Below are 24,761 nucleotides of genomic sequence, written 5' to 3'. Positions count from 1 at the left end.
TGGAATAGCTCAGGAAGAAAGGAGGAGACTTATGCAGAATGTGCTGACAGTTGTGGTCGGATATCTGGGAAAAATTTCCCTTCCGGGATTTGGCGTGATAGATATCATTGAGATCGGACTGATTTCCTTTTTTGTATATCAGTTTATGGCATGGATCAAATTCACGCGTGCATATACCCTTCTGAAGGGCATTTTGATCGTCCTTGGATTTATCCTGGTCGCATATATCTTCAAAATGAATACGATCCTCTGGATCTTCCGGAATCTGGCTAATGTGCTGGTGATCGGTGTGATCGTAATCTTTCAGCCGGAGCTGAGGAAGGCCCTGGAGCAGCTGGGACAGAAGAAGTTTGTTTCTAACATTATTCCCTTTGATTCCGGCAGGGAAGTGCAGGAGCGTTTCAATGACAAGACTATCAATGAACTGGTGAAGGCCTGTTTTGATATGGGTGAAGTTAAGACCGGAGCACTGATCGTGATCGAGGAAGAGATCCGGCTTGACGAATATGTGAGAACCGGTATCAATATTGACGGTATCCTTACCAGTCAGCTGCTGATCAATATTTTTGAGCATAATACACCTCTTCATGACGGAGCGGTGATCGTGCGAGGTAACCGCGTGGTAGCAGCAACCTGCTATCTGCCTCTTTCAGATAATATGGAACTGAGCAAACAGCTGGGAACAAGACACAGAGCAGGTGTGGGCATCAGCGAAGCTACGGATTCTCTTACGATCATTGTTTCGGAAGAAACGGGGCAGGTTTCTGTGGCCAGAGGCGGTGAGTTATCCAGAGGGCTTAACAGCAAACAGCTTCGTGAAATACTTGTTTCTGCTCAGAATAAAAAGGTTGTTGACAACGGTAAGCTGAGAAATCTGCTGAAAGGGAGAGTGAAACATGAAGAAAAATCTGACTAAGAACATCCCTTTGAAAATCATGTCGATTATTGTGGGAATCCTGGTGTGGCTGATCGTAGTAAATGTTGATGACCCTATCATTACGAAAGGCTTTGTGATCTCAGATGTGCAGATCATCAACGAAGCTTATGTGGATCAGCTGGGCGAGATGGTCATGCAGGATGATCGTGAAAATTCAGTACGTGTTTATATTACAGGTGAGCGGAAGATAGTCAACCGTCTCACCTCAAGTGATATTAAGGCAGTTGCAGACCTGCAGCAGGCCCAGTCTACCGATACAGATCCTGTAATGATCCCCATTACAGCAACCTGTTCCGGGATACTTCCGGAGAATGTCAGGGTGTCACCGCAGAATCTAAGTGTCCATCTGGAAAAAAAGGTAACCAAGGAATTTGCGATCAATGTTACCAGTGATGACAGCAAGCCTGCACAGGGGCTGGAGGTTGCTTCTCTTACTGCAAATCCGGAAAAAGTCCGTATTACAGGACCGGAATCCCTGGTTGGTAAAATAGATAGTGTGAGTGTGGATGTAAGTTCAAAGCTTGAGGGAATCGACCAGGATACGACGATCACAGGCGCAGAACTGACCATTACAGATAAGAATCAGGATACACTTTCATCAAATTCCATGAGCTATCTGAAATTTGACAACAACGGAAAGGTCAATGTCACGGCAAAGCTCTGGAAGGTGCGTTCTGATATACGGATCAGTGCGGGATATACGGGAGAACCGGCAGAAGGTTATGTTGTGGACAGTGTCACGACAGTACCGGAGACTTTCAGCGTAGCCGGAAGTGAAGAAGCACTGGATAATCTGAAACTTCAGGGAAATACTATTTATCTTGATAATGAGAATGTGGATATTTCAGGAAAGAGCAATGACGTGGAAAAGAAAGTAAACCTGTCAGAGCTTCTTCCGGATGGCCTTAAGCTGACATCTGGATCCAGCACGGACCTCTGGATCACAGTCAATATCCTGCCGGAGGGCAGTAAGATATACAGCTTCCCGACAGAGGATATCAAAGTAAAAGGTCTGCCTGATGATCTGCAGCTGGCATTTGAAGTTGCAGATATTGAGCTAAAGGTGCAGGCGGAAGACGAAGATCTTTCCAAATTCGATCTGAAGTCGGTAGGAGCAGTACTTTCCATGGATGACTGGGAGGAGGGCAGCTACGAAGTACCGATCAAAATCAGTCTTCCGGAAGGCTACAAACTGCTGGAGGATGTAACTGCGGAGATCAAAATCTCTAAGGTTTCCAATGTAGACAGCAGCAATCAGTAAAAGACCATAGCTTTGGACAAGGTTTGAAGGATAAGTAATATAAAGGGAGACAGCAGCAATGTTAAGTTATAAGGTAACGGTCAGGAACCCGTCAGGGCTTCATCTTCGTCCCGCAGGGCTTTTATGCGGCGAGGCAATAAAATACAAATCGTCCATAACATTTCAGTATGCCGGAGGTACAGCGAATGCCAAAAGTGTTCTGAGTGTTCTGGGGGCCTGTGTAAAAAACGGGGATGAGATCACACTGGTCTGCGAGGGTGAGGATGAACAGGCTGCGATAGATGCACTTGTGGCTCTTATCGAAGGCGGACTGGGCGAATGATACGTAACAGATACAGTAATTATTTACAGCAGCATGATCAGGAGGGATTATTGTGAAGAGAAGAGTTGTGGCAATTTTTCTTAGTCTGACATTATGCATGGGCGGAACTCTGGAAGCCGGCGCTGCGGCTTTGGGAAGTACAGACGTGCAGATGGCAGCAGAGACAGCCGGCGATCCGGCTGAGGATGTATTCAGTGATGAAGAGGGAACGACTGTACAGCAGCCGAAGACAGAAGCGGATCAGACAGGTAGTACTGACAGTTCAGAAGAAACACCGGCTGAACCGGAGAATCCGGCAGAGACACCGGATGTTATAGAAACACCGGAGATTACAGAAACACCGGAAACTACAGAGACACCGGAGGTTACAGAAGCACCGGATGCGACACCGGAGGACAGTACAGATCCGGGTGATGATTTCAGTGCAGGTGATGCACGGGAACTGGATGCACCGGCAACAGATACCGCAGTACAGAACAAAGTAGAGAACAACAAGGCAGAGGAAACTTTTGCTACCGGAGCATCACTGGTAAACGGTGTAGTCGTTGCAAAGACAAGTGACTGGGTTTCTGCAAACGGTTTTTACAGACTCCGCAAAAAGAAGGTTGCTGCATCTGCAGCCCCGGAGGGAAAAGCTTCTGAGGATCCGGCAGAAAGCAGCGAAGAAGAGCAGAAAACAGTTGATGAAACATCTGTAGCAGCACAGGAAGTACAGCAGACTGAAGCGCTTCAGGATGGTGCAGCAGAGAGTGAGCAGGCTCAGGCAATCCAGAATGAGTCAGCAGAAGGAGAGCAGGAGACTGCAGCCGAGGAAGGTGCAGCAGAAGAAGTTTCTACAGAGGAAGTATCCGCAGCAGAAGCTTCTACAGAGACAGCAGCCACAGAGACAGCACCCGCAGAAACAGAAGCTGCAGCCGAAACATCAGAGAGCGTAGATAACGCAGAGACTCTTGCCATGGATGAGGGGAATGCTTCTCTGGCATCAGAAACAGGTTCCATCGAAGACAATTATTTTACTGCACAGGATGGCCTTCTTAAGATCGATACCAACGGACATGTGGGATATTATCTTTTTAATGAAGACGGATATCTGGTAACCGGCCGTATGACCCGTGAGCCGGGTGCAGCAGGTTATACCGGAACACAGAAGACAGAATGGTATTTCCTTGAAAGCTCCAAAGCTTCCCTGTATTCGGATTCCACCGGAAAAACGATCACACCGTGGACATCCAATCTTGGCCAGCAGAAGAGAAATTACTGGTTATGGACAGGAACTATTTTCCGCTATTATAATTCTCAGGGTGATTACAAATCCATAGAGGCTCAGAACCTTGCAGGCAAGATCAAGAAGATCGGAAATGCTTATTATACATTGATGCGTAACGGAAAACCGCGAACAGGGATCCTGAAGCTGACAACCGGTTCCACAACATATCAGTATTACTTCCAGCCGGCATCAAAGGAAGGAGAGATCCCAGGAAAGCTCTTTTATGGCGGATGGACATATGTTTTAAACAGCAAAAATCAGAAACGTTTTATCTATTGTAGCCCGAAGGCTGCCACACGTGGACAGATCATGAAACATGGAGTTTATGTATCACCTGTAATGTCCAAGAAATATCGGTACATGCTGAATGCCAGCGGCTATGTTATGACGAATACAATGGCGAAGGCGCAGAATAACGCATATTATATTACAGACAGCAAGGGCCGCGTCATTACAAAAAAACTTGTGAAGTATAAAGGCAGCAGATATTATTTCGGAGACAATGGCCAGAGAGTTTCCTGGAAGAATTGCTGGCATGGTTGCCCGGGTGCATCCAACAAGATTTATTATTTCGGAAGTACAGCAGGAAAGATTGTTGAAAAATATGGCTGGCAGAAGGTGACCGATGCAAAAGGCCAGTTCTTCGGATGGTTTTATTTCGACAAAAATGGAAATCATTATAAGAGCCAGATGGTAACAAACAAGTCCTCCAAAAAGAGCTATTATTTCAACAGCACAGGACAGCTTGCAACCGGAAAGACCAAGATCGGCAAAAAATATTATTTCTTTGCAACATCAGATGCTAATGCGCGCAGAGGCTGGATGTACAAGAGTACATTGATCCGTTACCAGAATAAGTGGTATTATGCAGGCGGCAACGGCGTTCTGAAAAAATCAGGCTGGCAGAAGGTCGGTAAATACTGGTACTATCTGCAGAACTATACCGTTGTGACAAATAAATCCATGAAGCGTGGTTCCGTAAATGGTTATCTGGACAGCCAGGGACGTTTTTCCACCGGCTGGGTGATCATCAGCGATTACTATGATCAGGTCAAATATATCGATCCGGACAGCGGTTCCAAGTATCTGACCAATACAAGCAGATGGATCGATGGAAAACTGTATTACTTTGATAAGAATGGTTACCGCCGCAATGATGTTTCAAGTATTTACGGAGGACCATATTACCTGGAGGTTGACAAGACCAACGGTGTTATGACTGTATACACAAATAGCAGCAAGACCATTCCGGTTAAGACGATCCGCGTTTCTGTAGGTCTTTCCGGAACACCTACATGGGATGGTACATACAGACTGAGCCGCAGTCTGAGATGGCAGCCGCTGATGGGACCGTCCTGGGGACAGTACGGAACACATGTTGACGGATGTGGACAGGGAGGAATCTTTATCCATTCCGTGGCCGGATCGACCAGGAGTGTTTACAATCTTCCGGCAGGTGAGTATCTGAAGCTTGGTCAGCCTGCATCTCACGGATGCATCCGTACCTGTGTGGCTGATGCGAAGTGGGTATATGAGAACTGTAACGGTTCTACGATCCACATTTACAGCAGCGGAAATTACGTTAATAATGAATCCTTCAAGGGACCATTAGGCCGCAGACCGCTGGCAACTTTCCGTGGAGCCGGAAACTTTGATCCTACAGACCCGGAAGTTCCGTGATCTTTACCGAACAGTACCAGAAAGAAATATATAGAATAACAGAAGACCGATGTTCAGCTGTATGTAGCTGACATCGGTCTTTTTCCATATATGGCTTTACTTTCCATTTTTCCATATGTATAATAAAAGTTATGCAAAAATAAACAACATATTTTATGGAAGGAAACTAAAATGAAAAACTGGAAGAAATGGCTGGTGGCAGGCTGTATGGCAGCACTGCTGGGAATCGGAACAATGGGAACTACAGCGATGGCCATGGGCGGCGGAGGCGTAGACCGAAGCGAGGCAGTTGCTGAGGAAGAAAAGGTCCCCAGCGGGAAGGCAACACAGAATTCCAGGGTAAGTTCAAAGGCCTGGAAGAAGATCAACGGTGTCTGCTATAACGGAAGCGGCCAGAAGCTGGAAGGTGCTGTTACACGTGGAATCGATGTTTCCGAGTGGCAGGATACCATCAACTGGGGTCAGGTCAAAAAGTCCAATGTAGATTTTGCCTTTGTCAGGATCTCCTATGGCCTGAACCATCCGGATAACACATATGATTATAACATGAAACAGGCAGAGAAGGCAGGGGTTCCGACAGGAACCTATGTGTACAGCCTTGCACTGAACACACAGCAGGCACTGAAGGAAGCGCAGCTTGCCATCCGTAAAATGGATGGATATAAAGTATCCTATCCGGTGGTTTATGACATTGAATATGATCAGATGCGTAATCTTTCCGCATCACAGATCGCGGATCTGGCAAAAACCTTCTGCAATGAGGTAAAAAAAGCCGGATATCATCCAATGATCTACTGCAATACAGACTGGTATGACAACAAGCTTGACTGGAGCAAGATGACAGGTTATGATGTATGGCTTGCGCGGTACGGTGATACGATCCCGGCTCCTGACAAGAAAAAGTACAAATATACCATCTGGCAGTCCACCGATGGTGACGGTGGCGGATATCTGAATACCACCAAGGGTCTGGTTGCGGGAATCCCGTCTTATTCTACTGTAGATATTGACTTCGGTTATGTTGATTATACCAAGATCATCACACCCAGATGGCATGCACAGACCGGCTACAAAGCATCCACCAGACCGGATACCAGCAACTATAAAGGAAAAACCGGCTGGGCAACAGAGAACGGAAAGAAATTTTATTATGTCAATGGTGTCAAAAAATACGGCTGGGTTCAGGTGAAAAATAAGAAATATTATATCCATAAGACCGCAGGAATGTGCCGTTCAAAGCTGATCAGGGATTCCAAGAACATTTCCAGATATGTAGACAAAAATGGAGTCCTTGTGAAAAATACCTGGATCACCTATAAGGAGAAAAAATATTATTTTGACAAAAACGGACATGCATTAAAGGGCATGAAAAAGGTGGGAAAGAACTATTATTATTTTCAGGCCAAATATGGATACATGATGAGACACGTGCGGTATATGAACAGCAGGAATGATGTATATTATTTTGGCGGTGACGGCGTTATGGTCAAAAATGTATTCTATACATGGAGCGGAAACGATGAAAGCCATACCTATTATTTTGGCTCCAATGGAAAGATGCAGAGAGGCTGGATCAAACTGGACGGAAAGAGATATTATTTTGATCCGGAAACAGGAATCATGTACAAAAACTGTACAATTAAGAAAAACGGAAAGAGCTATACATTTGATGAAGATGGTGTATACACAACTGTATCCGCAGCAAATAAGAAAAAATAAAAAAATGCCGGCAGCGAACGTAAAGCTGCCGGCATTTTTATGTTCATAAGGTATAAACAAGGATTCCCAGGATGATGATCAGATTTCCGATGATCTTTCCGCGGGAAATTTTTTCTTTCAGGATCTGCCAGGAAAACAGCAGGACAAAAACATAGGCGGCAGTATCGATCACCGGCCCGAATTTCATATCCACTTTGGTGTAGCACCAGGTATTCAGGAGCAGCACTCCGAAAAAGATACCATAGGCCAGGATCACCCGCCAGTTCAGATATTCCCGGAGGGGATTTTTGTATTCCATATTGGCACTCTGCTTCAGAAGTACCTGGGAAATTGCCGAAAAAAAGGTTCCGGCCAGCATGATCAGCATAAATGTTCTATTCATATCTCTGCACCATCCAGACTCCGATCAGAACGATCAGGATGCCGATGATGTTCTGAAGCGAAAGATTTTCGTGAAAAATGATCACAGCCCATACCTGGGACCACAGAAGATAGACACTTTTGTTGGCGTAGGCCGTGGAAAGAGAAAATTTTTTGATCACCTGCTGCCATGCAATGGCGTAGATCCCACAGTTTGCGATCATAAGAAAAAGAAATACATAGAGAAGAGGACTATGAAGTCCTTCTTTATTATAATAAACCGATGCAAGCTTGGAAAAAACGCTGGTAAGAGAAAACAGCAGGATATTCAGATGAAGCTGAATATAATCTTTGATTTTTGTCATGTTTCCTCCATATCATAAATGTGATTATCATAGACTGATAATCAATATATATCATCTGGCAGGTTTATGCAAGAAAATGTTTGAACAATGTAACGGTTTACAACAGGAAATGAAAATGATAAGATTAAACGATAAGTGTCAATTGATACAAAAGAGAGGAAAAACGATATGTGTTTATATTCAGTGGTTGTTCCTGTATACAATTCAGAACATACGCTGCAGGAACTGTACACTCGTCTGGAAAAAGTATTCCGGGAAACGATAAAAGAAGAATTTGAACTGATCCTTGTAGATGACGGGTCCAAAGACCGGTCTTTTGCGGTTATGCAAGAACTCCGGGAAAAAGATTCCCGTGTCAAGATCATCCAGATGGCAAGGAATTTCGGACAGCATCCTGCGCTTCTGTGCGGATTTGCCCACACAAAGGGAGAGTTCATAGTAACTATGGATGATGACCTTCAGCATCAGCCCGAGGAGCTCCCCAAAATGATCAATGTAATGAAGGAACGTGACGATGTGGATGTGATCATCGCAAGTTATGAAGGACGTAAGCATAATCTGATCCGGAAGCTGGGCACAAAGCTGTCTGTATGGGCAACTTCCAAAATGCTCGGCAAGGATCCGAACCTTCAGATCACCAGTTATCGACTGATACGTCGGTTTCTGGTGGAAGCCATGCTGAAAACCAATACATATCTTCCGCAGATCGGAAATCTTCTGGTTTTAAGCTCCAACCGTATCATCAATGTTCCGGTGCAGCATGCAGCGCGTGCATATGGAAAGAGCGGATATTCTTTTCGCCGCCTTGTGAAGGATCTCATCTATGATATTACTGCCCATACGGCATTTCCGCTGCTTATGGTGCGAAACATCGGCATTGCCAGTTTTCTGGTAAGCTTTTTACTGGGGATCTATTATCTGGTGAGATATTTTCTGTGTGGGATCTCAGTGGAAGGCTGGACATCCCTGATGCTTGTGATGCTGGCATTTTTCGGACTGACATTGCTTTCAATCGGGATCATCGGTATTTATCTCATGAATATTCTCAATGAGGCCAAAAAGATGCCGCACTATGTGATTCGTCAGGAGGAGACAGACTGATGAAAAAAGAGATCGGCGGCTATCTGGAACTGGAAGAACCGGCGGGACAGGAATACTATCCTGATCTCTGCGGCGTGAATCTCGGAAGAACAGCGCTTCTGTGGCTGATGGAAGCACGTAAGTGCAGAAAGATCTACCTGCCATTTTTTCTCTGTGATTCCGTAACCGGTGCCTGTGAGAGATCCGGGGCAGAAATCGAATTTTATCATATGGATGAAGGTCTGCATCCGGTCCTTGAGGAGAGAACACTTTCGGAAGGAGAATATCTGTACCTGGTAAACTATTATGGCCAGCTTACCGATGATAAGATTCGGAAATATAAAAAAATCTATGGAAATATCATTGTGGATCATACGCATGCGTTTTTTCAGAAACCGCTGCCTGGCGTGGACACTCTGTATTCCTGCAGAAAATTTCTCGGAGTCAGTGACGGAGCATATCTGTCTACCGATGCGGAGCTGGAACCGGAAAAGAAGCCTCTGGACCATTCCATGGGAAGAATGGAGCATATTCTGGGACGTTATGAATATGATGCCGGAACCTTCTATCAGAAAATGCTGGATAATGCAGCAAATTATCATGAGATGGAGATCCGCCGAATGTCCCGTCTGACCGGAAACCTCCTCAGGACTATGGATTATTCCGGTATCAAAACAAGAAGAGAAAAGAACTACCGTCTGCTGGCGAAGCTTCTTCCTTCAAGGAATGCTTTTACAGGGAAGGTGCCGGAGGGACCGTTTGCCTATCCGTATTATCATAAGAACGGATTGGAGCTTCGACACTGGCTGGCAGGCCGGAAGATTTTTGTGCCAACAAACTGGCGCAATATCCTGGAAGAATTTGACAGGGATACCATGGAATATGACTGGGCTGCCAATGTGCTGCCGCTTCCCTGTGATCAGAGATACGGGGCAGAAGAAATGCAGTATATCGCGGATTCCATAAGAGAATGGGAGGAAACGGAATCATGAAACACAGATTGCTGATACTGGGAACACTGGGAGAATTTGTGCAGCTGGTGCAAAAGGCCCGTGAAAAAGGATACTACACCATTGTCTGCGACGGATATCCGGATGGTCCGGCAAGAGAATTTGCAGATGAGGCATTTCAGATCCCGGTAACAGATACGGAACAGATCGCCTGTCTCTGCCGGAAAAAAGAGATTGATGGTATCATCACATCCTTTTCCGACCTTCTTCTGGAATGTATGGTAAAGATCGCGGACCGGGCAGGAATCCCCTGTTATCTGAAACCGGAGCAGCTTCCCTGGTATCGTGATAAATCAGCGACCAGAGCACTGCTTACCGAACTGGGACTTCCCACTCCGGGCTTTCGAAAAATCCCGATCGCATATTTTAAAGACAGGTCCAAAAAAACTCAGCTGAAAGAGCTGCTTGAGGGACTTCGCTATCCGGTGGTCAGCAAGCCACTGGATAAATACGGCTCCCGCGGGATCTATATATCCGAAGATCTGGATGAGCTGATAAACGGGGCAGAAAAAACAGCAGGATTTTCTGATATGCCGGAGATTTTGGTGGAAGAATATAATGATGGTTATGAATTCAATATGATGACCTGGGTGCGGCATGGAAAAGTCCATGTGATCAGTATTGCAGACCGTGAAAAGACATTTGTTGCCAAAGGTGAGATCCCCATCAGCACAAGAAATGTGTATCCTTCCAGATTATTGTCAAAAGTTGAAAAGCCTGCCACAGAACTTCTTCAGGCATATGCGGACAGAACCGGCCAGAAAGACGGAGCCCTTTCCATGCAGTTTTTCTGGAAGCCGGGAGAAGGTATCCAGGTCTGCGAGATCGCCGCACGGTTTTTCGGATATGAGCATGAATTGACCGATATGGTCTATGGATTTAATATGGAAGAGCTTCTTCTTGCATCTCTCTATGATCCGGATAAACTGGAAAAAATGCTTGCAGAACACGATGTTCATAAACCACAGTGTTGTGGAGCTGTCATTTATTTTCAGGGAAGGCTTCTTACCATCGGAGATCAGTCTGCGGCAGTTCGGTTGGGAGAGAAAGAACAGGTGGAAAAGCCCTGGATCTTTTATCAGGAAGGAGAGAAGGTCATTGAGCATGGTCCTAATCCGTATCTGGCATTATATTATGTAAAAACAGAGAATCGTAAGGAAATGGATCTTCTCACAGAGGAATTTTATGAGAAAATGCATATTCTGGACCCCAACGGCCAGGAGGTGGCATACCATAATCAGATCCCGGATTATGCACCGGCAGAAAAATAAGCATTGAATTTACAACATGAGTGTGAGAAAATGGAATGTACAGTTAATGTAGAAAAACCATGAAGAATGAGAAATAAAGAGGAAATACATGATTGATTTTAACAGACCTGCGTTTACAGGTAAGGAATTTGAGTACATCCGTGACGCAGTAGAACGGGGAATGCTCTGCGGCGACGGGATCTACACGAAGAAATGTTCTGCATGGATGGAAGAGCGCTTTCATGTGGGCCATGTGATGCTGACAACCTCCTGTACCCATGCACTGGAGATGGCTGCTTTTCTGGCAGATATCCAGCCTGGCGATGAGGTGATCATGCCGTCTTATACTTTTGTATCAACGGCAGATGCATTTGTGCTTCGCGGTGCAAGAATCGTATTTGTGGATATCCGGCCGGATACCATGAATATTGACGAGAGGCTGATCGAACAGGCGATCACAGATAAGACCCGCGCGATCGTTCCGGTCCATTATGCAGGAGTAGCCTGCGAGATGGACACGATCATGGAGATTGCCGGAAGACATGATCTGAAGGTAGTGGAAGACGCGGCCCAGGGTGTGGATGCCTACTATAAGGGAAAAGCCCTTGGTACCATTGGAGATTTTGGCTGCTACAGCTTCCATGAAACTAAGAACTATACCATGGGAGAGGGCGGTGCGATCCTGTTCAACGGGGATCAGTACCTGGAGAAGGCAGAGATCCTGAGAGAAAAAGGAACGGACCGCAGTAAGTTTTTCCGTGGTCAGGTAGATAAATACCGTTGGATGGATTATGGATCATCCTATCTTCCGAGCGAATTGAATGCGGCATATCTTTATGCCCAGCTGGAGCAGCATAAGAAGATCAGCGATAAGCGGATGCAGATCTATGATTTTTACAATGAGAACCTCAGGTTTCTGGCGGAGGAAGGAAAGATCCAGCAGCCTTATGTACCGGAAGAATGCACACATAATGCACATATGTACTACATTAAGGTACATGATATCCAGGTACGCACAAGGCTTCTGAAATATCTCCGCGAAAAGGATATCTGCAGTGTGTTCCATTATGTACCCCTTCATTCCGCACCGGCAGGAAAAAAATTCGGAAGATTTTCCGGAGAAGATGTTTATACTACAAAAGAAAGCGAGCGTCTTATGCGACTGCCCATGTTCTATAATCTGGATATGGAGGATGCGAAGAGAGTTGTGGATGCGATTGCTTCCTTTGATGGGTTTTGAAAGAAGAAGGGGAGAACTATGAAAAAAATAAAAAAATTACTGGCAGTTTTCGCAGCAGTCAGTGTGGCACTGATGCTGCCGTTACAGACCATGGCTGCAGTGGATCTGAATGCGAAATATGACATCAGCACCAACCAGATCCAGGGATGGCCGGCAGGACCGGATATTACCTCAGATACCGGTATCCTGATGGATGCAGACACAGGAGTTGTTCTTTATAACAAGGGCGGAGATGAACAGAGATATCCGGCCAGCATTACCAAGATCATGACCTTGCTGGTGGCAGTGGAGAACTCCACCATGGATGAGAAGGTGACCTTTACAGAGACCGGGGTGCGTAATGTTACGGCAGATTCCAGTAATATCGGCACAAAGGTGGGCGAAGTCCTGACTATGGAGGAGTGTCTTCATGCTCTGATCATCCAGTCTGCCAATGACGTTGCGGCACAGATCGCAGAGCATATCGGCGGGACAGAGCAGACATTTATCGATATGATGAACCAGCGCGCCAGTGAGATCGGATGTACCAATACACATTTTGCAAATTCCAGCGGACTTCCGGATGATAATCATTATTCTTCAGCACGGGATATGGCGCTGATCTTCCGAGAAGGCCTGAAAAATGAAACATTCCGTACGGTTGTGGGCACACCGGACTATATCATCCAGCCTACAAATATGAACAGCCAGCAGAGAATCCTGCATACCCATCATCCTATGTTTGCACCGGAAAGCGGATTTTACTATGAAGGCTGCATTGGCGGAAAAACCGGAACTACCGTTGCGGCAGGGCATACACTTGTCACAGGAGTGACCAGAGATAATACCACATATATTGCAGTGACCATGCGTGGAACAGAGCTTTCCAATTCCTGTATGGACAGTACAGCTATGTTCAATTACGCATTTGAGAATTTCACAAAAACAGAAGTAAATGGCGGCTATGTATTCCTTCCAAAAGGGGTGGAGCTGAATTCCCTTACCGAGAAGTCAGAGAATACCAATGGGAAAACAGAAACCGGTTACTATTTCGGAGATTATCTGATCGGTACCGCAAGTGTTGCACAGGCAACTGATACACCGGTACCGGAACCGACCGCTGCGGCAGAGGACAGCCAGGAAGCGGACAGCTCCGAAGCGGAAGCTTCCACAGAATCAGCAGAGGAAGATAACAGCAAAACAACAGAGAAGAGTACAGCTGGAGAGGACACCAGCGAAAAAAAGAGCATTCCTGCCCTGCGTAAGATCCTTCTTATGATCATGGCAGCGATGATCCTGATCCTGATCGCCCTTCTTGCGGCTCTCAGAATAAAAGAAAAGAAACATCACAAATAAATCAAAACAGAAAAGGAGAACAAAAAAATGGGAAAAATAAAAGTAACACAGTGCGGAGATATTGAAGGATTGAAAGTGATCGAGCCAACTGTATTTGGTGATTCCAGAGGATATTTCATGGAAACGTACAATTATAACGATTTCAAGGAAGCAGGCATTGATGTGGAATTCGTTCAGGATAATCAGTCCAGCTCCCGTTACGGTGTTCTCCGCGGACTTCATTTCCAGATCAGCTATCCCCAGGATAAACTGGTACGTGTGGTAAACGGAGAAGTGTTTGATGTTGCGGTTGACCTTCGTGAAGGCTCCAAGACTTTTGGAAAATGGTATGGCGTAGTCCTTTCCGCAGAAAACAAGAAACAGTTCTTTATCCCGAAGGGATTTGCTCATGGCTTCCTGGTACTTTCCGAGAATGCAGAGTTCACCTACAAGTGTTCTGATTTCTATCATCCAAACGATGAGGGCGGACTGATCTGGAATGACAAGGACATTAACGTTGAGTGGCCGATCCCGGAAGGCATGGAGCTTATTTTCTCCGACAAGGACCAGAAGTGGGGAAGCTTCGAGGAATATAAGAATCGATAAGGAATTGCAGAATGAAGAAAATATTAGCTTTGCCGGCGGAGCTGTACCAGAATCGAAAGCTGGTTTTAAGCCTTGCAAAAAATGATTTCAAAACAAAATATGCAGGATCCTATCTTGGTATTGTCTGGGCATTTATCCAGCCTATCGTAACGATCCTGGTCTACTGGTTTGTATTTTCCGTAGGACTGAAGGCCGGAACGGTATCGGATTATCCTTTTGTACTCTATCTGGTATCCGGTATCGTACCGTGGTTTTTCTTCCAGGACGCATTAAACGGTGGAACCAATGCTCTGATCGAATACAATTATCTTGTGAAGAAGGTTGTATTTAAGATCAGCATCCTTCCCATCGTAAAAATCATCTCCGCACTTTTCGTGCATGTTTTCTTTGTGGCCTTTGCACTGATCTTATGTGCATGCTACGGATATACACCAAGCCTTTATACACTGCAGATCATTTATTACTCTGTCTGCACCTTCCTTTTTGTGCTGGGACTTGTGTATGCTACAAGTGCGATCGTCATTTTTTTCCGTGATCTGACCCAGATCATCAGTATTTTTCTTCAGGTGGGTGTATGGCTTACACCGATCATGTGGGATATCAATATGCTTTCTTCACATCCATGGCTGATCAAGCTGTTTAAGCTGAATCCGATGTACTATGTAGTTACGGGCTACCGTGATTCCATGCTTGGTCATGTCGGGATCTGGAACCATGCTTCATGGACGATCTATTTCTGGGTAGTTACGATCCTGCTTTTCGGACTGGGATCTGTGATATTCAAACGTCTGAAGCCGCATTTTGCAGATGTGCTTTAATTGAATGCGGATGGCGGATATCCGTCTGATCCGGACCGGACAGTTCCCATGGAGGATTTGCTCTGTACGGATAAAAAGCAGAACGGCGGCAGATTGTGAGAGTGAACGATTTACACAAAAGTGAGGTTGAAAATGGCAGAAGATATTGCGATTTCAGTAAATGATGTCAGTAAGATGTACAAGCTTTACGATAATCCTATGGACCGTCTTAAGGAGTCCCTGGGATTATCCAGAAAAAAGAAATATAAAGAGCATTATGCGCTCAACCATGTATCCTTTCAGGTGCATAAGGGAGAAACAGTGGGAATTATCGGAACAAATGGTTCCGGCAAATCCACGATCCTGAAGATCATCACCGGCGTACTTTCGCCCACAGCCGGGGAAATAGCCGTAAACGGAAGGATCTCAGCTCTTCTGGAGCTGGGAGCCGGATTTAACGGAGAATATTCCGGACTTGAAAATGTATATCTCAACGGAAGTATGATCGGTTTTTCCAGGGAAGAGATCGATGCCAAGCTGCAGTCTATTCTGGATTTTGCAGATATCGGTGATTTTATCTATCAGCCGGTAAAAACATACTCCAGTGGTATGTTCGTGCGTCTGGCTTTTGCGGTAGCTATCAATATCGATCCGGAGATCCTGATCGTTGATGAGGCTCTTTCCGTGGGAGATGTATTTTTCCAGGCAAAATGTTACAGGAAGTTCGAAGAGTTTAAGGAAATGGGGAAGACCATTCTGTTTGTAAGCCATGACCTGAGCAGTATCGGAAAATACTGTGACCGTGTTGTGCTTCTAAACAAAGGTGAGAAGCTTGCAGAGGGTGGTGCCAAGGAAATGGTCAATCTTTATCGTCGTGTACTGGTCAATCAGTATGACGATGCAGATCTGGAAGAAAACACAGACGATGCAGAAGAGGGACAGGCGACGGAAAACCAGGCAGCCGGAGCAGACGTTTCACTGAAAGCACATACCGGAAGCGGAAAAGCTATGAAGGACAGCCTGAACCTGAATCCCAAGGTCCTGGAATATGGCAGCAAGCTTGGCGAGATCGTGGATTTTGCCATCCGGGATGATACAGGTATGATCACCAATGTGATCGAAAAAGGCAAGGAATTTTCCGTTCAGATGAAAGTGAAGTTCCAGGCAGATGTCAGCGATCCGATCTTTGCATTTACCCTGAAAGATCTGAAAGGCACTGAGATCACAGGAACCAATACCATGTATGAACATACGCCTCTGAAACCGCAGAAAGCAGGCGATGTCCGTGAGATCACCTTCAAACAGGTGATGCCTCTGGAGGCAGGGGAATATATGCTGTGTCTGGGCTGCACCGGATATAAAGACGGCGATTTTACCGTATTTCATCGTCTTTACGATGTGTGTAACCTGACCGTGATCACAGATAAGAAAGCAGTGGGATATTTTGATCTGTTTTCCAAAGTATCTGTGAAATAAGTGGAGGAACGACTATGGCGGAGTTGAATTTAGATTATTATACGGCGAAGGATCATTATTCCGATGGGGATATCGAGGAAACACTTCTGAAAATGGCGCAGGAAGGAAAATCTTTTGATGACCTGCCGGAGGAAGAGGTGAGTTTTCCAATGGTCTACCATTTTTCAGGGCTGCGGGAGAACATCTTAAACTGGTACCCTCTGAAAAAGGCGGATTCCGTTCTTGAAATCGGAGCCGGATGCGGAGCCATTACCGGAATGCTTTGCCGCAAGGCCGGTCATGTGACTTCCGTGGAGCTTTCCAAACGTCGGGCAGATATCAATTATGCGAGAAACAGGGATAAGGAAAATCTGACGATCATGGTTGGAAACCTGAATGACATGACTTTTCCGGAAAAATTCGACTATGTGGTAGTAAACGGTGTGCTTGAGTATGCCATGAGCTTTACCGAGGGAAAAACTCCTTACGAGACATTTCTTCAGCGGATGGGCGCTTATCTGAAGCCTGAGGGAAGACTTCTGATTGCCATTGAGAACAGACTGGGACTGAAGTACTTTGCCGGAGCACCGGAGGATCACACAGATCTTCATTTTTTCGGGATCAACGGATATCCGGGAAATCAGTCTGTGCGCACCTTTTCCAAGAATGAACTGGGAGAGCTGCTGGAAAACAGCGGCTTTCCTTTTCTGCGCTTTTACTACCCGTATCCGGATTATAAATTTCCGACAGAGATTTTTACAGATGAGAGCCTTTATACCAATTCTTACGGAAGAAGCTATCCTGTATACACAGATAAGACAGCAGATCTTTTTGCAGAAAGTGAAGGCGTAAAGGCATTCGAAAAAGAGAAGATCCTGGACAGCTTTGTGAATTCTTTTCTTGTGGAGGCAGGACGTACCGAAAACCGGGACCCGGAGGAAATCCTTTATGTGAAGCTGAACCAGGAGCGAAAAGAAAAGTTCCGTCTTCTGACCAGGATCGTCCGGGAGAACGGAGAGGTCCGTGCGGAAAAAGAGGCTATGGTGCCCCAGGCTGAGGAATTTGTGGAAAAACTGGAAAAAACCGGAACAGAGAGTACCGGATCTGATAAATACAAGAATCTTCCCTGCAGGGCAGAAAACGGAAAGATCTCTTATCCGCTCCTTACCGGAAAAACTCTTCACCAGGAAATCGCAGAGTTTGCCCAGAAAGAAGATCTTGAAGAGATCAAGGCCCTTCTTAAAAAATTCTATCAGGAATTTTTCGGGGCTCGTCAGGTTGTGGATTACAGGACCGGAGAGTTCCGTGAGGTATTTGGTGATCATCCGGGAAGAAATGATTACGAATGCGTCTGCCCGGCCAATGTGGATCTGATCTGCAGCAACATCTTTATGGGAGAAAAGGAAAATCAGATCATAGATTATGAGTGGATGTTTGATTTCCCTGTGCCTGTGAATTTTATCATGTGGCGCCTGATCCATGAATTGTATACACATGTTTCTGAGCTGCCGCGGTTATGTCATGAGGATGAGATGATGGCGGAGTTTGACATCAGCTATACAGACTATGAGATATTTATGGATTGGACCATGCATTTCGTCTATGAGTATGTGGGCTGTGGTTCTCTGATCCCGTTTGAACAGAAAAAAGTGCCGGTTTCCGTAACAGAGCTGGTGAACAGAGAAAGAGAAAAGCACCAGATGCACAGCAAGATGTACTATGATCTTGGTGAGGGCTTCTGTGAAGAGCATACACTTTATGCAGAGGGAAAACTTTCCGGAAACCGTTTCCGGGTAGAGTTTGCGCTTTCCGGTATCAAAGGAATACGAAATCTCCGCTGGAATCCTGCAAACGGTCATTTCCTGAAAGTGAGGATAGAGCGTCTGGATTGCGGATGCAGTGCGGAGCTTGTGCCTCAGGGTGTCCATATGAAAGTGGATAACAGTACCACTGCGTTTTTTACCACCGATGGCTTTTATCTTATCGATGTTACACACCCGGAAAATGTGGACAGGATCGTAATAGAGGGAAAACTTGACTGCCTTGAGCTTCCGGATGTGGAAAAGCTTCTGGCCTTTGAAAAAGAGCGTGAAGTACGAAGAGAACAGGAGCGTGTCAGAAAAGAGGCTGAACGTGCCGCAAAGCAGGCTGCAGCGGAAGCAGCACGTGCGCAGGAAGAGGCCCTTCGTCATCCAGGCAAAAAAGCGCAGGTAAAGAGACTGGTCAAAAAGGTTCTTCGTTATCATACAGAGCCGGCAGCAGTGATGGGGGTGGAGACAACTCCTACCTGTATGGGCAGTGTTGACTTCTTCCATTATGAGAATGGCACCTTAAATGCCATTGGCTGGGCCTTTGATCCGACATTCGCGTCTATGGAACAGCCAAGGATCGCATTTTATCAGGGAACACAGAAGCTTCAGGAGGCTTCCTGTACTACGATCTACCGTACGGATGTGGCTAATGCCATTGGAAATCCGGATGCGGAAAGTGCCGGATTTTCTTTCCTGGCAACGGTTCTTGCGCCGGCAGAGACTTCTGTTTTCCTGGAATACGGAACCGCAGCGGATACCGGGAGATTCCTTATCGGAAAGATCCCGGGAACCAGGGATCAGAAAGAACTTCTGGTATACGCTATCGAAGATCCGAAGAGTATCGGAAATCTCCGCCATTTCAAACAGCGTCATGTACGCAGTGCGAGAAAGGCATATCCACAGTCGATCTATCAGCAGAAGGTGGATGTGATCGTGCCGGTTTACAACGGACTGGAGTATTTTGATGCTCTGTTTTCCGGAATTGAAAAGACAAAGGTTCCATATCGTCTGATCATCGTAAATGATAAGAGCCCGGATCCTGAAGTAGGAAAATATCTGGAAAAATACGCCGCAGAGCATGACAATGTGGTGCTTCTTAATAATGAGACCAATATGGGCTTCCTTCCGTCTGTAAACCGTGGATTAAAGATGGCGGAAAATCATGTTGCTCTTGTAAATACAGATGTGGAGGTTCCGGAAGAGTGGCTGGAGCGCCTGATGCTTCCGATCTTTGCAAAGGAAAATATTGCAACCACCACACCGTTTACCACCTGCGGAACCATCTGCAGCTTCCCGGATTTCTGCCGGGATAACAAACTGTTTGAGGGAATGCCGCTGTGGGAGATCGATGATGAATTCCGCATGATCCGTCCGCAGTATCCGGCCATGCCTACCGGTGTGGGCTTCTGCATGGGTATGAACCTGAAAGCGATCCAGGAGGTTGGCCTTCTGGATGAGGAGAATTTCGGAAAAGGTTACGGTGAGGAGAATGACTGGTGCCAGCGTGCCATAGCTGCAGGCTATGAGAACGTGCATGTGGATAACCTGTTTGTATATCACAAGCATGGTGGAAGCTTCCCGTCTGAGGAAAAGCAGAGACTCCTGAAAGAGCACAGTGAGGCGCTGCTCCGCAAGCATCCGGATTACAACAAGGATACTGCGGATTACTGCAGAAGAGACCCGCTTCGTCCGGTAAGACTTTACGTGGAAATGAAGCTTCTCAACAGGAAGCTGGATGTGCCTACTATTGTGGCCTTTGACCATGATCTCGGCGGTGGTGCCACGGCTTATCTTGTGGAGAAAAGACGTCTGGCTCTGCGGGAAGGATATCGTTTTGTGACCATTCGCTATAATATCGTAAGCAATCGTTTTTACTTTACGTATCAGTATAAGCAGTATGAGATGGAATTTTTTGCAAATGATCTGGAAACTGCCCTTGGTGAGCTGATGCGTGTGGATGAGATCTGGATCAACGAGCTTGTGACCTATCAGAATCTTTACGGAACCCTGGAACGTATCCTGCGTCTTAAGAGAGAGCAGGGTGCGAAGCTCCTTATGCTCCTTCATGATTTCTTTGCCCTTTGTCCGGCAGTGAATCTGATCGATGCAGAAGGAAAATACTGTGGTGTTCCATCCTGTGAGGTCTGTGATAAATGTATTCCGGATAACCGCAGCAATGCCTGCACAGAATACGGAACCGGAACTCTCTGGCGTACAAAATTCCGGGAATTTCTGTCAAACTGTGATGAGATCCGTGCATTTTCCGATGATACGGCAAGGCTGTTCAAGCGTGCTTATCCGGATGTATACAATCTCCATGTGATCCCGCATGCACCCCATTACCTTCCGGCAGTGGAAAAAAACAAAAAGACCACAGAGACCTTTAACATTGGTCTTATCGGCGTACTCTGCTACAAAAAAGGCCTGGAAGTTGTGAAGGCACTTGCGGGATATATCGAAGAGAATGAACTGAATATCCGTCTGAGACTGATCGGTACTTCCGACGAAGAGATCGAAAGTCCGGTATTTTCCCAGACAGGAAGATATACAAGAGAGGAGATCCCGAGACTTACCCTGGAGCAGGATATTGATATGTTCCTGATCCCGTCCGTATGGCCGGAGACCTTCTCCTACACAACCTCGGAGATCATTTCCATGGGATTTCCGGTAGCTGTACTTCCGGTAGGTGCACCTGTAGAACGTGTGAAACGATATGCCAGGGGCCTTGTTCTGAAAGATGAGCAGCCGGAGAATATTGTGGAAGAGATGATTTCTCTGTGGAAAACTCTCGGCGGAAGTGAACTCCCTGTGGAAAAACGCAGGCTTCTTTTTGTAGGAGAGGAGATTTCCTTTGCATCCAGATATCGTGTGGAGCATTTCCGGGAGCAGCTGATCCTTAAAGGCTATGCATCGAAATTTATCCAGATGGATCAGGCAGAGCAGGAAAAGATCGAGGAATATACAGCGATCGTGATGTACCGCTGCAGCAAGCTGATGGAAGCAGAAATGCTTGCCAACCGGGCGAAAGCAGCCGGAATCCCTGTTTACTATGATGTGGATGATCTGGTATTTGATTACGAAAAAATTTCCGGACTGCATTTCCTGAAGGGAAGCGAGTACAGTGACTTCTGCACAACTACAGACCGTATCCGCGGATGTATGGGATTCTGCGACGGATATTTTACATCCACGGAGACGCTGGCAGGAGAGATCCGGGCAGAATTCCCGGGAAAACCGGTGGTGATCAACCGCAACTGTATGAGTATGGAGATGGAGATCCTGTCTCACGAGGCTGTGGAGCAGACAGACAAGGCTAAAGACCGGATCTATATCGGATATTTAAGTGGTTCCAAAACCCATGACCAGGATTTTGCCCAGGTGGAGGCAGCACTTCTGGAGGTGATGGAGCGCCACCCGGAGGTTTACCTGAAGCTGGTGGGTGTGCTGGATGAATCCGGAATGGAGCCGGTGCAGAACCGCATCGAGAAGCTTCCGTTTATGGACTGGAGACAGCTGCCCGCCGTGATCGCAGGACTTGATATCAATCTGATGCCGCTGGAGAACAGCCTGTTCCATTGGTGCAAATCCGAGAACAAGTGGACAGAGGCTGCTCTTGTAAAGGTTCCAAGTGTCATGAGCCGTAACTGTGAGATGGAATACGTGGTCGAAAACGGAAAAGATGGCTGGATGTGCACCACAAAAGAAGAGTGGGTCAATGCCCTGGAAGCTCTGGTAACCGATGAGAAGGCCAGAAAAGCTATGGGTGAGGCCGCACATCAGAAGGTTATGGAACATTACCTTACAGTAAATACCGGAAAAGATGCAATGGAGGAATTGTTATGCAGCGAGAGCTATACGAAGTAGAAAAGGACAGGTTTGACCTGAAGGACATTTCTCTGTATCACCTTCAGGGGATCTGGCCGAAGAATCATAAGCCGGAAGCCGTTCTTGACGGGGAAAAGCTTCCGGCAGCCATCAGTGCCCAGGAGCGTGTCAGCGCCCTGGAGCGCTTTAAGGATCTGGATCTGGTAAACGGAGAACGTGTACAGATGGAAATCTGCCTGCCGGATCTGGAGGGCAAAAAGAAGCTTGTTGTTTATGCGGTAAAGGGTGAAAAACGTATCCGGTGGTTTTCTGTTTCGGCAGCACAGCTTTACAGGAAACAGGGAAAACCGCAGTACTTTATCGAGAGCATCGAGGTGGAAGCTGGGGAAAAAATCTGCCGTGTCCGTGGGTGGGCAGCCTTTAACAGCCCCCTGACCATACGCTTGGAGGATCGCAGCCGGAATGAAATCCCCTGCGAGATCACCAGACTGAAACGTGTGGATGTGCAGAATCAGTACCAGGAAACAGAGATCGATGAGAAGAGCGGTTTTTTCTTTGAATTCCATTATGACAGTGTGAAGGACTTCTACATTGTATTTGAGGCAGGCAATGTGCGGACACTTCGTCTGGTACATCTGCAGCCACAGAAGCGCCTTGCGGAGAAAGCTGCGGTATATTTCCGTAAGGGAAGCCGTTACATGAAGCTTCACGGAGCAGCAGCCCTTACCGGAAAGGTATTCGGAAAGGTGCTGGACCGTAAAAACCGTCCGGTGGATTATTCCAAATGGATCGTGAAGCATCTGCCGGACAAGGCAGAGCTTGCAGAAGAAAGAAAAACGAAATTTTCCAGGAATCCAAAATTCAGTATTGTGATCCCGCTTTACAAAACACCGGAGAAATATCTCCAGCAGCTGGTAGATTCCATAGAAGCCCAGACCTACGGGAACTGGGAGCTCTGTCTTTCTGACGGAAGCGGAGCAGATTCTCCTCTTACCGATTATCTTAACAGGCTGGAAAAAAGTGATGACAGGATCCGCGTGATCCGCAACGACCAGGCACTTAAGATCGCAGAGAATACCAATGCTGCCATGAAAGCGGCAACAGGGGATTTTATCGTGTTTGCAGATCATGATGATGAGCTGACGCCGGATGCCTTGTTCCGGTGTGTGAAAGCGCTGAATGAGGATCCGGAACTTAAGGTTCTGTATTCCGATGAAGATAAGATGTCCATGGACGGGCACAAATTCTTCCAGCCGCATTTCAAACCGGACTTCAATATTGATCTTTTGTGTACAGTAAACTACATCTGCCATCTTTTTGTCGTAAAAAAAGAGATCGTGGATCAGATCGGAATGCTGAAAAAGGAATTTGACGGTGCACAGGATTATGATTTTGTATTCCGCTGTGTGGAAGCTGCGGGAAGAGAGCAGATCCATCATATCCCCAGGATCCTTTATCACTGGAGATGCCATGAGGATTCCACAGCAGAGAATCCGGAAAGCAAAATGTATGCCTTTGATGCAGGAGCACGTGCCATCAAGGCTCATTATGACAGGATCGGAGTTCCGGTGGAAATCGAAAAGGGTGAATATCTTGGACTTTACCGTACAAAATTCCTCTGGGAGGAAAAACCGCTGATCTCCATCATTATCCCCAACAAGGATCACATCGATGATCTGAAGAGATGCATTGATTCCATCGAAGAAAAGGCGACTTACCGCAATTATGAGTATGTGATCGTGGAGAACAACAGTACGGAGGATGAGACCTTTGCTTACTATAAAGAGCTGGAAGCATCCAATCCGAAAGCCCATGTGGTGTACTGGGATGGTATTTTCAACTATTCTGCCATCAATAATTTCGGAGCTGCTCATGCTAAGGGTGACTATCTGCTTCTTCTCAACAACGATACGGAGATCATCAGCCCGGACTGTCTGGAGCAGCTTCTGGGATACTGTATGAGACCGGATGTGGGAGCTGTAGGAGCGCGGCTCTATTATGAGGATGACACCGTGCAGCATGCAGGAGTAGTCGTTGGTTTCGGCGGCATTGCGGGACACTGCTTTGTGCAGCAGAAGAGAGACGCTACCGGATACTGCCACAGGATCATCTGTGCCCAGGATTACAGCGCTGTAACAGCAGCCTGCATGATGGTGAAGCGTGAGGCCTTTGATAAGGTTCACGGATTAAGTGAGGAATTTCAGGTTGCCTTTAATGACATAGATTTCTGCCTCCGTTTGGGAAAAGCCGGATATCTGGTTGTATACAATCCTTATGCGGAGCTTTATCACTATGAATCCAAATCCAGAGGTCTTGAGGATACACCGGAAAAGGTGGCAAGATTTAACCGTGAGATCGCTTCCTTTGAGAAGCACTGGCCGGAGATCCTCCGTGACGGAGATCCTTACTATAATCCGAACCTTACACTGGAGAGCCAGGATTTCTCTCTGAAGCGGATATAG

17 protein-coding genes are annotated in these 24,761 nt (G+C 46.4%); 15 read left to right on the top strand and 2 right to left on the bottom strand.

Going from position 1 to position 24,761, the window contains the following annotated elements; all coding sequences use genetic code 11:
* Nucleotides 1–31 precede the first annotated feature (31 nt).
* From cdaA to DWX61_RS13800, 5 genes are all read left to right on the top strand, one after another.
* Nucleotides 32–916, top strand: coding sequence for a diadenylate cyclase CdaA (cdaA, locus tag DWX61_RS13820; RefSeq protein ID WP_118515022.1), 885 nt, complete (start codon nt 32–34; stop codon nt 914–916).
* Complete coding sequence (locus DWX61_RS13815) at nt 897–2,198, top strand: CdaR family protein (protein ID WP_118515020.1); 1,302 nt, start codon at nt 897–899, stop codon at nt 2,196–2,198. Before cdaA ends, DWX61_RS13815 begins: the two co-directional genes overlap by 20 nt.
* A gap of 58 nt (nt 2,199–2,256) precedes the next feature.
* Complete coding sequence (locus tag DWX61_RS13810; RefSeq protein ID WP_118515018.1) at nt 2,257–2,520, top strand: HPr family phosphocarrier protein; 264 nt, start codon at nt 2,257–2,259, stop codon at nt 2,518–2,520.
* A 52-nt stretch (nt 2,521–2,572) separates the two neighbouring features.
* Nucleotides 2,573–5,467: a L,D-transpeptidase family protein gene (locus tag DWX61_RS13805; protein ID WP_118625876.1), complete on the top strand. Its 2,895-nt coding sequence runs from the start codon at nt 2,573–2,575 to the stop codon at nt 5,465–5,467.
* Between the two features lie 171 nt (nt 5,468–5,638).
* A complete protein-coding gene (locus tag DWX61_RS13800; protein WP_118625874.1) occupies nt 5,639–7,186 on the top strand; it encodes a GH25 family lysozyme in 1,548 nt (515 codons plus the stop codon).
* A gap of 43 nt (nt 7,187–7,229) precedes the next feature.
* Here the strand turns inward: DWX61_RS13800 and DWX61_RS13795 are convergent, their stop codons facing one another.
* On the bottom strand, nt 7,230–7,568 hold the full coding sequence (locus DWX61_RS13795; RefSeq protein ID WP_118625872.1) for an EamA family transporter: 339 nt from the start codon (nt 7,566–7,568) through the stop codon (nt 7,230–7,232).
* Nucleotides 7,561–7,911, bottom strand: a complete 351-nt coding sequence (locus DWX61_RS13790) for an EamA family transporter (RefSeq protein WP_015527420.1) — start codon at nt 7,909–7,911, stop codon at nt 7,561–7,563. Before DWX61_RS13790 ends, DWX61_RS13795 begins: the two co-directional genes overlap by 8 nt.
* Before the next feature lie 168 nt (nt 7,912–8,079).
* Between DWX61_RS13790 and DWX61_RS13785 the strand changes: the two genes are divergently transcribed.
* The 10 genes from DWX61_RS13785 (at nt 8,080) to DWX61_RS13740 (ending at nt 24,761) form a co-directional block, all read left to right on the top strand.
* A complete protein-coding gene (locus DWX61_RS13785; protein ID WP_118515010.1) occupies nt 8,080–9,012 on the top strand; it encodes a glycosyltransferase family 2 protein in 933 nt (310 codons plus the stop codon).
* Nucleotides 9,012–9,983, top strand: coding sequence for a hypothetical protein (locus DWX61_RS13780; protein WP_182434011.1), 972 nt, complete (start codon nt 9,012–9,014; stop codon nt 9,981–9,983). Before DWX61_RS13785 ends, DWX61_RS13780 begins: the two co-directional genes overlap by 1 nt.
* Entirely contained in the window at nt 9,980–11,272 is a 1,293-nt protein-coding gene (locus DWX61_RS13775) for an ATP-grasp domain-containing protein (RefSeq protein WP_118625870.1), read from the top strand. The genes DWX61_RS13780 and DWX61_RS13775 overlap by 4 nt, the downstream gene beginning before the upstream one ends.
* Before the next feature lie 88 nt (nt 11,273–11,360).
* Entirely contained in the window at nt 11,361–12,491 is a 1,131-nt protein-coding gene (gene rffA / locus DWX61_RS13770; protein ID WP_118625868.1) for a dTDP-4-amino-4,6-dideoxygalactose transaminase, read from the top strand.
* 18 nt (nt 12,492–12,509) lie between these two features.
* Nucleotides 12,510–13,826, top strand: coding sequence for a D-alanyl-D-alanine carboxypeptidase family protein (locus DWX61_RS13765; RefSeq protein WP_118625866.1), 1,317 nt, complete (start codon nt 12,510–12,512; stop codon nt 13,824–13,826).
* Nucleotides 13,827–13,853: 27 nt separating this feature from the next.
* Entirely contained in the window at nt 13,854–14,411 is a 558-nt protein-coding gene (gene rfbC, locus DWX61_RS13760; RefSeq protein ID WP_015527414.1) for a dTDP-4-dehydrorhamnose 3,5-epimerase, read from the top strand.
* Nucleotides 14,412–14,422: 11 nt separating this feature from the next.
* Nucleotides 14,423–15,229, top strand: coding sequence for an ABC transporter permease (locus DWX61_RS13755; RefSeq protein ID WP_118625864.1), 807 nt, complete (start codon nt 14,423–14,425; stop codon nt 15,227–15,229).
* A gap of 132 nt (nt 15,230–15,361) precedes the next feature.
* A complete protein-coding gene (locus DWX61_RS13750; RefSeq protein WP_118625862.1) occupies nt 15,362–16,684 on the top strand; it encodes an ABC transporter ATP-binding protein in 1,323 nt (440 codons plus the stop codon).
* Nucleotides 16,685–16,698: 14 nt separating this feature from the next.
* Nucleotides 16,699–22,338: a glycosyltransferase gene (locus DWX61_RS13745; RefSeq protein WP_118625860.1), complete on the top strand. Its 5,640-nt coding sequence runs from the start codon at nt 16,699–16,701 to the stop codon at nt 22,336–22,338.
* Entirely contained in the window at nt 22,314–24,761 is a 2,448-nt protein-coding gene (locus DWX61_RS13740; protein WP_118625858.1) for a glycosyltransferase family 2 protein, read from the top strand. Before DWX61_RS13745 ends, DWX61_RS13740 begins: the two co-directional genes overlap by 25 nt.

The organism is Ruminococcus sp. AF20-12LB (assembly GCF_003478985.1).
Lineage (GTDB): Bacteria > Bacillota > Clostridia > Lachnospirales > Lachnospiraceae > Blautia_A.
This window is presented reverse-complemented; position numbering and strand designations above follow the sequence as displayed.